The 12347-nt window shown below is 71.3% G+C and carries 13 protein-coding genes; 10 read left to right on the top strand and 3 right to left on the bottom strand.

Annotation, left to right across the window (positions count from 1 at the left end):
• The coding region (locus ACGFYV_RS27450; RefSeq protein WP_393881151.1) for an IS30 family transposase at positions 1 to 495 on the top strand (495 nt) is incomplete at its 5' end.
• A 75-nt stretch (positions 496 to 570) separates the two neighbouring features.
• Here ACGFYV_RS27450 and ACGFYV_RS27445 read toward each other — a convergent pair.
• Complete coding sequence (locus tag ACGFYV_RS27445) at positions 571 to 2217, bottom strand: FAD-dependent oxidoreductase (RefSeq protein WP_393881150.1); 1647 nt, start codon at positions 2215 to 2217, stop codon at positions 571 to 573.
• 199 nt (positions 2218 to 2416) lie between these two features.
• Here ACGFYV_RS27445 and ACGFYV_RS27440 point away from each other — a divergent pair, with 199 nt between their 5' ends.
• From ACGFYV_RS27440 to ACGFYV_RS27410, 7 genes are read left to right on the top strand one after another with little or no spacing between them, the layout of a single operon-like run.
• Positions 2417 to 3517, top strand: coding sequence for a SchA/CurD-like domain-containing protein (locus ACGFYV_RS27440; RefSeq protein ID WP_393881149.1), 1101 nt, complete (start codon positions 2417 to 2419; stop codon positions 3515 to 3517).
• Between the two features lie 58 nt (positions 3518 to 3575).
• Positions 3576 to 4046 carry a cupin domain-containing protein gene (locus ACGFYV_RS27435; protein ID WP_393881148.1) on the top strand — a complete coding sequence of 157 codons (471 nt, stop codon included), beginning with the start codon at positions 3576 to 3578 and terminating at the stop codon, positions 4044 to 4046.
• Positions 4043 to 5302 (top strand): beta-ketoacyl-[acyl-carrier-protein] synthase family protein, encoded by a 1260-nt coding sequence (locus tag ACGFYV_RS27430; RefSeq protein ID WP_393881147.1) that lies wholly within the window; start codon positions 4043 to 4045, stop codon positions 5300 to 5302. The genes ACGFYV_RS27435 and ACGFYV_RS27430 overlap by 4 nt, the downstream gene beginning before the upstream one ends.
• 7 nt (positions 5303 to 5309) lie before the next feature.
• Entirely contained in the window at positions 5310 to 6548 is a 1239-nt protein-coding gene (locus ACGFYV_RS27425; RefSeq protein WP_393881146.1) for a ketosynthase chain-length factor, read from the top strand.
• 40 nt (positions 6549 to 6588) lie between these two features.
• On the top strand, positions 6589 to 6843 hold the full coding sequence (locus ACGFYV_RS27420) for an acyl carrier protein (RefSeq protein WP_393881145.1): 255 nt from the start codon (positions 6589 to 6591) through the stop codon (positions 6841 to 6843).
• Position 6844: 1 nt separating this feature from the next.
• Entirely contained in the window at positions 6845 to 7324 is a 480-nt protein-coding gene (locus tag ACGFYV_RS27415) for an SRPBCC family protein (RefSeq protein ID WP_393881144.1), read from the top strand.
• A gap of 20 nt (positions 7325 to 7344) precedes the next feature.
• Positions 7345 to 7668, top strand: a complete 324-nt coding sequence (locus ACGFYV_RS27410; RefSeq protein WP_393881143.1) for a TcmI family type II polyketide cyclase — start codon at positions 7345 to 7347, stop codon at positions 7666 to 7668.
• Between the two features lie 104 nt (positions 7669 to 7772).
• Here the strand turns inward: ACGFYV_RS27410 and ACGFYV_RS27405 are convergent, their stop codons facing one another.
• On the bottom strand, positions 7773 to 8801 hold the full coding sequence (locus ACGFYV_RS27405; RefSeq protein ID WP_393881142.1) for a methyltransferase: 1029 nt from the start codon (positions 8799 to 8801) through the stop codon (positions 7773 to 7775).
• 74 nt (positions 8802 to 8875) lie between these two features.
• Positions 8876 to 10054: a nitrous oxide reductase family maturation protein NosD gene (locus ACGFYV_RS27400; protein WP_393881141.1), complete on the bottom strand. Its 1179-nt coding sequence runs from the start codon at positions 10052 to 10054 to the stop codon at positions 8876 to 8878.
• A 154-nt stretch (positions 10055 to 10208) separates the two neighbouring features.
• On the opposite strand from ACGFYV_RS27400, the gene ACGFYV_RS27395 reads away from it, so the two are divergent.
• On the top strand, positions 10209 to 10874 hold the full coding sequence (locus ACGFYV_RS27395; protein ID WP_393881140.1) for a rhomboid-like protein: 666 nt from the start codon (positions 10209 to 10211) through the stop codon (positions 10872 to 10874).
• Between the two features lie 9 nt (positions 10875 to 10883).
• Complete coding sequence (locus ACGFYV_RS27390; protein WP_393881139.1) at positions 10884 to 12290, top strand: NAD(P)/FAD-dependent oxidoreductase; 1407 nt, start codon at positions 10884 to 10886, stop codon at positions 12288 to 12290.
• Positions 12291 to 12347 lie beyond the last annotated feature (57 nt).

Genomic DNA, 12347 nt, shown 5'->3' with positions numbered 1-12347 from the left:
GACCGCCCGGCCGAAGCGGACGACCGGGCCGTGCCCGGCCACTGGGAAGGCGACCTCATCATCGGCAAGAACAGCGGCTCGGCGATCGGCACCCTGGTCGAACGCAGCACCCGCTACGTGATGCTCCTCCACCTGCCCACCGACCACACCGCGGCCAGCGTCCGAGACGCCCTGGCGGAGGCCGCACACAGGCTGCCACCGCACCTCAAGCGGTCCCTGACCTGGGACCAGGGCTCCGAAATGGCCGCCCATCACAGCTTCACCGTCGCCACGGACGTCCCGGTCTACTTCTGCGACCCGGCAAGCCCCTGGCAGCGCGGCTCCAACGAAAACACCAACGGCCTGCTGCGGCAGTACTTCCCGAAGGGAACCGACCTGTCCGTCCACAGCCGCGAACACCTGGACGCCGTCGCCGCCCAGCTCAACGGCCGCCCACGCAAAACGCTCGGCTGGGAAACCCCAGCCGAGCGTCTGCATAAACTGCTCGCCGTCTGACACAACCGATCACGTGTTGCGACGATCCCTAGAATCCGCCGTGACGTGTGTGGGGCCTTCTGCTGTTCGGGCAGGTCAGCGGGTGCGGAGCACGGTGCTGAGGGCGTCGCGCAGGACGCCTTCCGGGTCCGGGACGGCGGCGGTGGCGCGCCAGGCGACGAAGCCGTCGGGGCGGATCAGGACGGCGCCGTCGGCGGTGGTGCCGTGGGCTTCGGCCCAGTCGGTGGACGGGGAGTCGGGGTCGTAGGTGAGGTCGGCGTCGGCGCTGGGGCCGATGCGGTAGGCGTCCAGGCGTACGGCGGAGGTGTCGGCGATGCGGCGGGCGGCCGCGTGCCAGCCGGCGTCGTCGGGGGAGTCGGCGAGCAGGACGAGGGAGCGTTCGTAGAGGTCGAGGGTGGACAGGCGGCTGCCGTCGCGGCGCAGCCACAAATGCGGGGCGCGGGTGCCGGGGCGGCCGGTGAGGCTGAGGGCGTCGGGGACGATCGGCTGGTCGGGGTCGGTGCCGAGGGCGGCGCCGTGGGCGTAGTGGTAGCCGAGGACGACGTTGAGGATGCCGCCGCGCCTGGCGCCGCCGACGCCGGGGGCGGGGGCGAAGCCGGGGTGGCTGTGCTCGACGGAGCGGGCGGAGGCGCGGGCGCTGGTGGCCTGGGCGACCGGGCGGCGCTCGGTGTCGTAGGTGCGCAGGAGTCCGGGGCCGGCCCAGCCGTCGAGGACGGCGGCGAGTTTCCAGGCGAGGTTGTGGGCGTCCTGGATGCCGGTGTTGGAGCCGAAGGCGCCGGTGGGGGACATCTCGTGGGCGGAGTCGCCGGCGAGGAAGACGCGTCCGGTGCCGTACCGGTCGGCGACCCGTTCGGCGGCGCGCCATGAGGCCAAGCCGGTGATTTTCACGTCGAGGCCGGGGACGCCGACGGCGGTGCGGATGTGGTGCCGCAGGCGTTCCTCGGTGAACTCCTCCAGGGTTTCGCCCAGCTCGGGGTGCCAGGGGGCGTGGAAGACCCAGCGTTCCTTGTTGTCGACGGGGAGCAGGGCGCCGTCGGCCAGCGGGTTGGTGAGGTAGCAGCAGATGAAGCGGTGGTCGCCGACGACGTCGGCGAGCCCCGCGGACGTGAACGTGACGCTGACGTTGGCGAAGAGGTCGCCGGGGCCGCTCTGGCCGATGCCGAGGGCGTGGCGGACGGGGCTGCGGGGGCCGTCGGCGGCGACGAGGTAGTCGGTGCGGACGGTGAGGCGTTCCTCGGTCCTGCGGTCGAGGACCACGGCCGTCACTCCGTCGGCGTCCTGCTCGAAGGACTCCATCCGGTGGAAGTAGCGCAGGTCGCCGCCGAGTTCGCGGGCGCTGTCGAGGAGGACGGGTTCGAGGTCGTTCTGGCTGCACAGGCACCAGTTGGTGGGGCTGAACCGGGCCAGTCCGCCGCCCGGGTCGATGTGCTTGAAGAGCCACTCGCCGGCGTCACCCACAAGAGTGGGTGTCTGGAGGATGCCGTGGTTGTCGGCGAGGAGTGAGGCGGCGGCCTTGATGTCCGGCTCGATGCCGGCGACCCGGAACAGCTCCATCGTCCGGACGTTGTTGCCGCGTCCGCGCGGGTGGACCGAGGTCCCCGAGTGCCGTTCGACCAGCATGTGCCGCACACCGAGACGGCCCAGGAACACGGACATGGACAGGCCCACCAGTGAGCCGCCCACGATGAGAACGGGGACCCGGTGGTCGGCTTTCTGATGCATCGAAGCCTCCAGTGACTGGGGTGCGCGTGCGGGGGGCGTGTGACTTTTCATGCCCGGTGGCGCCGCCTCCGCGTGCCCAATCACCCGCGTGGTTCATACGAGTCGCGGGCTTGTGGGGACCGGCACAGGATCAAGGCACGCTGCCGTCGCCACATCGCGGCCGGCAACGGCTCTGTCCCGCGAAGGAGATGTGTGCAGGATGACCACTACGTCTGAACGTCCCTCAGAAGCGCTGACCCGCGAGGCGTCGAAGCGTGTCTCCCAGTCCGTGTTCGACGGCTCGCCGCTGCGGGTCGTCCTGCTGGTCGACGTCTTCGACGGCGCGCAGCAGCAGTTCCTGGAGGCGTACGAGCAGCTGGGCAAGCAGGTCGCCTCGGTGCCCGGTCATGTGAGTGACCAGCTGTGCCAGTCGATCGAGAACCCGTCCCAGTGGCTCATCACGAGCGAGTGGGAGAGTGCTCCGCCGTTCCTCACCTGGGTGAACAGCGAGGAGCACGTGCGGATGGTGCAGCCGCTGCACAGCTGTGTCCGGGACACCCGCTCGCTGCGGTTCCACGTCGTCCGGGAGACCGGTTCGGGCCTGGCCGCGCAGAAGGCGGACAAGGCCGGGAAGGCCGCGAACCGCCGGCTGCAGGAGCACGCGCACGTCGGTGACGGAGTGATCCGGCACGCGCTGACGTTCACGGTGAAGCCGGGCAGCGAGGAGAAGGTCGCGAAGATCCTCGCCGGCTACGCCTCGCCGGAGGCCCAGGTCGACGAGACCACGCGACTGTGCCGGACCTCGTTGTTCATGCACGGCAACCGGGTGGTGCGGGCCATCGAGGTGCGCGGCGACCTGCTGGCGGCGCTGCGGCACGTGGCGCAGCAGCCGCAGATCCGGGCGGTCGAGGAGGCCATCAACCCGTATCTGGAGCAGGACCGGGACCTGGACGACCAGGAGTCGGCGCGGATGTTCTTCACCCGGGCGGCGCTGCCGGCCGTGCACCACGTGAACGCGGGCAAGCAGCCGGAGCAGGCGCGGCTGGCCCTGTTCTACCCGGCGCGCCCCGGTCAGGGGATGCGGCTGGCCGAGCTGCTCGCGCAGCACGACCAGGCGGCGGCGGAGAACCCGGCGGCCACGGTGCTGCGCAGCACGGTGTTCCAGCGCGACGACGTGGTGGTGCGACTGGTCGACGTGCGCGGCGCGGACGTCGACGTGCTGCCGCGGGACTCCCGGGCTGCGGGTGAGCTGCGGGAGCTGCTCGCCGGCGAGGCCACCCGGATGGAGCTCGTCACCGACCGCCGTTCGCCGGACGCCTGATCCGGTGAGCGGGTCTTCCCCAGTAAGCGCCGAGCCGGCACACCCTACGGAGGAAGTTGTGATCAAACCCCGTCCGAAAATCGTGGACCTGAGCGAGGTCGAGCCCAACGTGCGGCGTGGCGGCGACCTGCGCGCCATGCTGACGCCGGCGACGGTCGGCGCCACCAGCGGCTTCATGGGCGTGGCCATCGTGCAGCCCGGAGACCGCATCGGTGAGCACTACCACCCGTACTCCGAGGAGTTCGTGTACGTCGTCTGCGGGCAGCTGGAGGTGGACCTGGACGACGAGCCGCATCATCTGCGGCCGGAGCAGGGCCTGATGATCCCGGCCCACATGCGTCACCGGTTCCGCAACGTCGGCAAGGTGGAGGCGCGGATCGTCTTCCACCTCGGTCCGCTGGCCCCGCGTCCTCAGCTGGGTCACGTGGACACCGAGGAGACGGAGATCATCGGCGCCGCGGCCGTGGTGACCGAGGCGGCGCCGGCCGGTGCCGTGGGCGCGGCCGAGCGGGACCAGGTGCGGTCATGAGCCGGCGGGTGGCGGTGACCGGCATAGGCATCGTGGCCCCGGGCGGGATCGGTGCACCGGCGTTCTGGGATCTGCTGGCGAACGGCAGGACGGCGACGCGGGGCATCACGTTCTTCGACCCCTCGGGGCTGCGTTCCCGGATCGCCGCGGAGTGCGACTTCGACCCGGCGGCGCACGGTCTGGACGCGGAGCAGGTGGAGCGGGCGGACCGGTACATACAGTTCGCGCTGGTGGCCGGCGACGAGGCGGTGCGGGACTCGGGTCTCGACCTCGCGCGGGAGGACCCGTGGCGGGTCGGGGTGTCGGTGGGCACCGCGGTCGGCGGCACGACCCGGCTGGAGCACGACTATGTGCTGGTCAGCCATGGTGGTGAGCGCTGGGACGTCGATCACCAGCGGGCGGAGCCGCAGTTGCACCGGGCGTTCTCGCCCAGCACGGTGGCCTCGTCGGTGGCGGAGCGGTTCGGGGCCCAGGGGCCGGTGCAGACCGTGTCGACGGGCTGCACCTCGGGTCTGGACGCGGTGGGGTACGCCTTCCACACCGTGCAGGAGGGCCGGGCGGACATATGCCTGGCCGGGGCCTCCGACTCGCCGATCTCGCCGATCACGATGGCGTGCTTCGACGCGATCAAGGCGACGTCCCCGAACAACGACGATCCCGCGCACGCCTCGCGGCCCTTCGACAACAACCGTGACGGGTTCGTCATGGGCGAGGGCGGAGCGGTGCTCGTCCTGGAGGAGCTGGAGCACGCACGGGCCCGGGGTGCGCACGTGTACTGCGAGCTGAGCGGTTACGCCACGTTCGGCAACGCGTACCACATGACGGGTCTGACCAGCGAGGGCGTGGAGATGGCCCGTGCGATCGAGACGGCCCTCGACCAGGCCCGGCTCGACCCGACGGCCATCGACTACGTGAACGCGCACGGCTCGGGCACCCGGCAGAACGACCGTCATGAGACGGCGGCCGTGAAGCGGGCGCTGGGGCCCCACGCCTACGACACCCCGATGAGCTCCATCAAGTCGATGGTGGGGCACTCGCTGGGGGCGATCGGGGCGATCGAGGTGGTGGCCTGCGTGCTGGCGATGGCCAAGCAGGCGATACCCCCGACAGCGAACTACGAGACGCCGGACCCGGAGTGCGACCTGGACTACGTCCCGCGCGTGGCCCGGGAGCGGAAGCTGTCCGGCGTGCTGTCGGTCGGCAGTGGGTTCGGCGGATTCCAGTCCGCGGTGATCCTGACCCGGCCGAGGGAGTGAGGACTCGATGAGCGCAGCGCATGAACGGCGTGCGGCCGTCACCGGAATCGGTGTGGTCGCCCCCAACGGCACCAGTACGGACGCCTTCTGGAAGGCCACGCAGGAGGGGCTCAGTGTCCTCGGCGAGATCACCCGCGAGGGCTGTGAGCACCTTCCGCTGAAGGTGGCCGGTGAGGTCCGCGCGTTCGATCCGGCGGCGGTCGAGGGACGGTTCCTCGTGCAGACCGACCGGTTCACCCACTTCGCCATGGTCGCGGCGGACCTCGCGCTGGAGGACGCCCGGCTGGGCCAGGGCGACACCGGTGCGGACCCCTTCTCCATCGGGGTGGTCACGGCCGCCGGTTCCGGCGGTGGCGAGTTCGGTCAGCGCGAGCTCCAGCAGTTGTGGGGCAAGGGGAGCCGGTTCGTCGGGCCGTACCAGTCCATCGCCTGGTTCTACGCGGCGAGCACCGGTCAGATCTCGATCCGGCGCGGTCTCAAGGGCCCGTGTTCGGTGGTCGCCTCGGACGAGGCCGGCGGGCTGGACGCGCTGGCGCACGCGGCGCGTGCGGTCGGGCGGGGCACGGACGCGATCGTGGCCGGCTCGACGGAGGCGCCGCTGGCGCCGTACTCGATGGTGTGCCAGCTCGGGTACGAGGAGCTGAGCCGGGAGCAGGATCCGGCCCGCGCCTATCTCCCGTTCACCGGCGCGGCGAGCGGGTTCGTGCCCGCCGAGGGCGGCGCGATGCTCGTCGTGGAGGCGGAGCGGGCCGCCCGCGAACGGGGCGCCGAGGTCCGGGCGTTCGTCGCGGGACACGCGGCGACCTTCACCGGGGCGTCCCGCTGGACGGAGTCCCGCGAGGGTCTTGCGCAGGCGATCCGGGCGGCGCTCAAGGAGGCGGACTGTGCTCCGGAGGAGGTCGACGTCGTCTTCGCGGACGCCCTCGGCGTTCCGGAGGCGGACCGTGCCGAGGCGCTGGCGCTCGGGGACGCGCTCGGCGCGCACGGCGCCCGGGTGCCGGTGACGGCACCGAAGACCGGGATCGGCCGGGGCTACTGCGCGGCTCCGGTGCTGGACTGCGCGGCCGCGGTGCTCGCGATGGAGCACGGGCTGATCCCGCCGACGCCGAACGTCTTCGACGTCTGCCACGACCTCGACCTCGTGACCGGTCGCGCTCGGCCCGCCGAGCTGCGTACGGCGCTGGTCCTCAGCCGGGGACTCATGGGGTCGAACTCGGCGCTGGTGCTGCGGCACGGCGCCCAGTAGGCGAACAGCACCAGCAGGCGAACAGCAAAGGAGAAAGCGCATGACCCAGATCACCGTGGAAGAGCTGGCCGGGCTGATGCAGAAGTCCGCCGGCATCACCGTGTCGCCGGAGACGCTGGAGGCGCAGTCGGGCACCGGTTTCGACGCGCTGGGCGTCGACTCGCTCGGTCTGCTCGGCATCGTCGGGGAGCTGGAGAACCGGCACGGTACGCCGATGCCGCCCGACGCGGAGCGCTGCAAGACGCCCCGTCAGTTCCTCGACCTCGTCAACACCACCCTGATGGCAGGAGCCTGACATGGCAGGACACACCCAGAACGAGATCACCATCGCCGCTCCGTTCGACCTGGTCTGGGACATGACCAACGACCTGGAGAACTGGCCGCGGCTGTTCAGCGAGTACGCGTCGGTCGAGGTCCTGGAGCGGGAGGGCCGCCGGACGACGTTCCGGCTGACCATGCACCCGGACGAGAACGGCACCGTGTGGAGCTGGGTCTCGGAGCGCGAGCCCGACCCCTCCTCCCGCACGGTCAGGGCCCGCCGGGTCGAGACGGGGCCCTTCGCCCACATGAACATCCACTGGGCGTACGAGCAGGTGCCCGAGGGCACGCGGATGGTCTGGACGCAGGACTTCGCGATGAAGCCGGAGGCTCCGGTCGACGACGACTGGATGACCGACAACATCAACAAGAACTCCAAGGTCCAGATGGCCCTCATCCGGGACAAGATCGAGAAGGCCGCCGCCGGACACCGGCCCGCCCCGGCCGCGGCCGGCTGAACCGAGCAGGGAGCACGTCCATGCACCAGGCACTGATCGTCGCCCGGATGGCACCGGGATCGGCCCAGGACATCGCGAAGATCTTCGCGGAGTCGGACCGGGGCGAGCTGCCGCACCTCGTCGGGGTGCGCCGCCGCAGCCTCTTCCAGTTCGGCGATGTGTACATGCACCTCGTCGAGTCGGAGCGGGACCCGGGGCCGGCCATCGCCAAGGTGACGAACCACCCCGAGTTCCGGGGCATCAGCGAGCGGCTGACGTCGTACGTCAGCGCGTACGACCCCGAGACGTGGCGGTCGCCGAAGGACGCGATGGCGCAGCGCTTCTACGTGTGGGAGCGGGACTGAGCCGTACGGCAGTTGCGGACGGCCACCGGCCGTCGGGCCCGCGGTGTCGCGGGCCCGGCGGCCGGTGCCATGTGTGTCTGCTGTACGTGCGGGTGTCTGCGGGGTCAGCCGGTGACGTGGCAGTCGAAGGCGTGCAGGTAGGGGTTGACCGGGCTGATGTCGTCCACGACGAGTCCGGCCGCGGTCAGCCGGGAGACCATGCTGTCGGTGGTGTGCTTGGCACCGCCGACGTTGAGGAGCAGCAGCAGGTCCATGGCGGTGCTGAAGCGCATCGAGGGGGTGTCGTCCACGAGGTTCTCGATGACGACGACCCGGGCGCCGGGGCCGCCGGCCGCGGCGACGTTGCGCAGGGTGCGGGCCGTGCTCTCGTCGTCCCACTCCAGGATGTTCTTGATGACGTAGACGTCGGCCCGGACCGGGATCGCGGTGCGGACGTCGCCGGGGACGATGTGGGCGCGGCCGGCGAGGTCGCCGCCCTCGCGCAGCCTCGGCAGGGCGTTCTCGACGACCCGGGGCAGGTCGAGGAGGCTGCCCCGCATCGCCGGGTACTTGTCCAGCAGGCAGGCCACCACGTGCCCCTGGCCGCCGCCGATGTCCGCGACCGACGTCGCGCCGGACAGGTCCAGCAGGGCCGCGACCTCCCGGGCGGACTGCTCGCTGGAGCGGGTCATGGCGCGGTTGAAGACGTCGGCGGACTGCGGGGCGTCCTCGTTGAGGTAGGTGAAGAACTCCTTGCCGTAGAGGTCCTCCACGACGTTGTGGTTGGTGCGCACGGCCTCGTCCAGCCTGGGCCAGGCGTCCCAGGTCCACGGCTCGGTGCACCACAGGGCGATGGCGCGCAGGCTGTTCGGGTCGTCCTCGCGCAGCAGCCGGGACATGTCGGTGTGCGCGAAGGTGCCGTCGGGCCGCTCGGCGAAGACGCCGTAGCAGGACAGGGCCCGCAGCAGCCGGCGCAGCGGACCCGGTTCGGTCTTCACCGCGGCCGCGAGGTCCTCGACGGCCATCGGCTCGCGGTCGAGGGCGTCGGGGACGCCGAGCCGGGCGGCGGCCCGGACGGCGGCGGAGCAGGCCGCCCCGAACACCAGCTCGCGGAGCCGCATCGGGGGCGGTGGGGCTTGTTCAGCGGTCGTCATCTGCCGCCCTTTCTCGTTCTTCGGCTTCTTGGTCTTCGGCCTTCGCCGGTCGTTCAGGGGCAGCGGGCGGGCGGTCAGCACAGGCCCGCGGGCTTCGAGGCCCGGCAGGAGTTGCGCTGGAAGGTGTTGCCCTTGCCCGTGGCCGCGTTCACGAGGTCCGCGGGGGAGTTGTCCGACAGCAGGTTGCCCTCGACGCTGTTCTTGTCGCTGGTGACGCCGACGAAGCTCTTGAAGAGCACGACGCCGCCGGAGAACACGGACGTGCCGGAGTGGTGGGTGACCACGTTGTCGCTCACGCGGGTCTGCTCGGTGCCGGTGAGGACGATGCCGGCGCCCTGCAGGGCGGGCAGCCGCTCGGTCTTCGCGCAGAACTTGTTGTTCCGGGTGACGACGTTGCGGGTCACGGTCAGGTGGCCGGCCTTCGGCTTGTTCTCGTCGCCGATGACGAACACGCCGGCGCAGTTGCCGGTGATGCCGTTGCGCTCGACGGTGAGGTTGCGCAGGCGGCGCAGGGTGATGCCGATGCGGTTGTCGTCTAGCCGGTTGTGCCGCACGAGCGTCGCGCCGGCGTCGTAGGCGCCCGCCTCCTCCGTGATGGTGTTGGCGAGGAACACCCCGGCGTCGCCGTTCTCGTGGGCGCGGTTGTGCTCGATGACGCCGTGCACGGAGCGCTCCTGGGCGATGCCCCACACGCCGTTCTTGAAGGCGTTGACGTGGCGCACGGTCATGGTGTCGGTGGCCATGCCGAAGACGCCGGCGCGGCTGAAGCCGGTCACGGTCAGGTCGGAGACGGTGACGCCCTCGACGTTCTTCGTCTTGGTGCCGAGCACACAGATGCCGTTGCCGTCCTCGGCGCAGCTCTTCGGGGTACGGGGGGCGGTGCCGCGGCCGGCCTTCGCGGTGGTCTTCGCGGCGCCCTTCGCGGTGGTCTTCTCCGCGGCCTTCGCGGCGGCCTCCTCCGCGGCCTTCGCGGTGGTCTGCGGGGCCGTCTTCGTGGCGCCGGGCTCGATGACCGTCCGGAGGCCCGTGCCGGTCAGCGTCACCCGGGGCGTCTTGATGGTGACGCTCTCGTGGTAGGTGCCGGGCAGGACGAGGACGGTGTCGCCGGGCTGCGCGGCGTTCACCGCCTTCTGGATCGACTCGCCGGGGCGGACCAGCAGGGTCGTGTGGGTCGCCGCGGCGGGCGCCGCACCGAGACCCGTGGTGGCCAGCGCGGCCGCGCACGCGAGATAAGCGAGATGGCATTTCTTCATATCGCGTACGGTATGACCGATTAATCGGACTGTGCCCGGATAGGCCGTCCGGCGGCGTGTCCGGCGCCGCCCGTTTTCTCCTGGCGAGCGGCAGGCCCGTCGAGCGGCAGGCCCGCCAAGCGCCCCGATCACCGTGCCGACCATACTGACGTCTGTGAATCGGGTCGGCGGAACGCGGCGAGGGCTCCGGGCGGTCGCGGCGTACGTCCGCAGCGCGCCGGGGACCTACGTGTGGCTGCTGATCCTGTTCCTCACCACCGTCGCCCTGCACCACATGTCGCCGGACTTCGAGCAGGACTTCCTGCGCCAGCGCTCCACCAACATCCACGAGCTGTCGCACAACCCCGTACGGGTGCTGATCACCAGCGCGATGTGGATCGACGGCGGGCACTGGGTGCCGTACGCCGCCCTGTACACCGTCTTCCACGCCCAGGCCGAACGCTGGCTCGGCACCCTGCGCTGGTTCGCGGTGTGCGTGGCCGCGCACGTACTGGCGACGCTGATCAGCGAGTCGGCGCTGCTGAAGGCGATCCACGACGGGCACGCCCCGCAGGCGGCGGTCAACACCCTGGACATCGGCGTGAGTTACGCACTGGCCGGGGTGGCGGCGGTGCTCACGTACCGGCTCGCCCCGCCCTGGCGGTACCCGTACCTGGTGGCCCTGGCCGCCGTCTACGGCATCCCGCTCGTCACCGGCCGCACCTTCACCGATTTCGGGCATCTCGTGTCGGTCCTGATCGGGCTCGCCTGCCATCCGCTGGTCAGGGGCCGCGGAAAAGCATGGAATCCGAAGGAGACACTGGCCGCACTCAGAGGTTAACGTCCGCGCATGAGCAGCTCGGCAACGCATGCCGTCAACGGCGGCATCTCCTTCTGGTACGCGCAGGACGGCATCCCGACGGCCCGGGAGCCGCTGTCCGAGGACGCGTCCGCCGACGTCGTCATCGTCGGCGGCGGCTACACGGGACTGTGGACCGCCTACTACCTGAAGAAGGCGGCCCCCTTCCTGCGGATCACCGTCCTGGAGCAGAAGTTCTGCGGCTACGGCGCCTCCGGCCGCAACGGCGGCTGGCTGTACAACGGCATCGCGGGCCGCGACCGCTACGCGAAACTGCACGGTCACGAAGCGGCGGTCCGCCTCCAGAAGGCGATGAACGACACCGTCGACGAGGTGATCGCCGTCGCCGAGGCCGAGGACATCGACGCCGACCTGCACAAGGGCGGGGTGCTGGAAGTGGCGACCACGCCCGCCCAGCTGGCCCGGCTGAAGGCCTTCCACGAGCACGAGCTGTCGTACGGCGAGAAGGACCGGGAGCTGTACGGCGCCCGGGAGACCGCCGAGCGGATCAGGGTCGCCGACGCCGTCGGCTCGTCCTGGACCCCGCACGGGGCACGGCTGCACCCGGTGAAGCTGGTCAAGGGCCTCGCCGCCGCCGTAGAGGCGCTCGGCGTGACCATCCACGAGTCCACGCCGGTCACGGAGATCAGCGCCAAGCACGCCGTCACCCCCTACGGCACCGTCCGCGCCCCCTACGTCCTGCGCTGCACCGAGGGCTTCACCGCGTCCCTCAAGGGCCAGCGACGCACCTGGCTGCCGATGAACTCCTCGATGATCGCCACCGAGCCGCTCACCGAGGAGCAGTGGGCGGCGATCGGCTGGGACGGCCGCGAGACGCTCGGCGACATGGCGCACGCCTACATGTACGCGCAGCGCACCGCCGACGGCCGGATCGCGCTCGGCGGGCGCGGGGTGCCCTACCGCTTCGGCTCGCGCACCGACAACGACGGCCGCACCCAGGACGCGACGATCGAGGCCCTCGGCGAGATCCTCACCCGGTTCTTCCCGGCCCTCGCCGGGGTCCGGATCGCGCACGCCTGGTCCGGCGTCCTCGGCGTACCGCGCGACTGGTGCGCCACGGTCACCCTCGACCGGGCCACCGGGCTCGGCTGGGCCGGCGGTTACGTCGGCTCGGGCGTCGCCACCGCCAACCTGGCCGCCCGCACCCTGTGCGACCTCGTCCAGCAGGACTCCGGGCAGGCGGGCCGCACCGACCTGACCGAGCTGCCCTGGGTGAACCACAAGGTCCGCAAGTGGGAACCCGAACCCTTCCGCTGGCTCGGCGTCCAGGGCATGTACGCCACCTACCGCGCCGCCGACCAGCGCGAACGCCTCCACCCGGGCACCGGCTCCTCCCGCCTCGCCCAGGTGGCGGACCGGGTCGCGGGCCGCCACTGAAACCGGGGCGAGGATTCAGGGGAGGGCGGCGAGCCCGCCGTACGGCGCCACTGGCTA

It is taken from the genome of Streptomyces sp. NPDC048297, assembly GCF_043201585.1.
Classification (GTDB): Bacteria; Actinomycetota; Actinomycetes; order Streptomycetales; family Streptomycetaceae; genus Streptomyces.
Note: the sequence above shows the minus strand (reverse complement) of the source record. Positions and strands in the feature narration are given on the sequence as shown.

What these genes read in the sequence shown, in the direction of transcription:
- ACGFYV_RS27445 (WP_393881150.1), bottom strand. Translation starts at nt 2,217, where the DNA reads ATGCATCAGAAAGCCGACCACCGGGTCCCCGTTCTCATCGTGGGCGGC.
- ACGFYV_RS27440 (WP_393881149.1), top strand. Translation starts at nt 2,417, where the DNA reads ATGACCACTACGTCTGAACGTCCCTCAGAAGCGCTGACCCGCGAGGCG.
- ACGFYV_RS27430 (WP_393881147.1), top strand. Translation starts at nt 4,043, where the DNA reads ATGAGCCGGCGGGTGGCGGTGACCGGCATAGGCATCGTGGCCCCGGGC.
- ACGFYV_RS27425 (WP_393881146.1), top strand. Translation starts at nt 5,310, where the DNA reads ATGAGCGCAGCGCATGAACGGCGTGCGGCCGTCACCGGAATCGGTGTG.
- ACGFYV_RS27420 (WP_393881145.1), top strand. Translation starts at nt 6,589, where the DNA reads ATGACCCAGATCACCGTGGAAGAGCTGGCCGGGCTGATGCAGAAGTCC.
- ACGFYV_RS27415 (WP_393881144.1), top strand. Translation starts at nt 6,845, where the DNA reads ATGGCAGGACACACCCAGAACGAGATCACCATCGCCGCTCCGTTCGAC.
- ACGFYV_RS27410 (WP_393881143.1), top strand. Translation starts at nt 7,345, where the DNA reads ATGCACCAGGCACTGATCGTCGCCCGGATGGCACCGGGATCGGCCCAG.
- ACGFYV_RS27405 (WP_393881142.1), bottom strand. Translation starts at nt 8,801, where the DNA reads ATGACGACCGCTGAACAAGCCCCACCGCCCCCGATGCGGCTCCGCGAG.
- ACGFYV_RS27400 (WP_393881141.1), bottom strand. Translation starts at nt 10,054, where the DNA reads ATGAAGAAATGCCATCTCGCTTATCTCGCGTGCGCGGCCGCGCTGGCC.
- ACGFYV_RS27390 (WP_393881139.1), top strand. Translation starts at nt 10,884, where the DNA reads ATGAGCAGCTCGGCAACGCATGCCGTCAACGGCGGCATCTCCTTCTGG.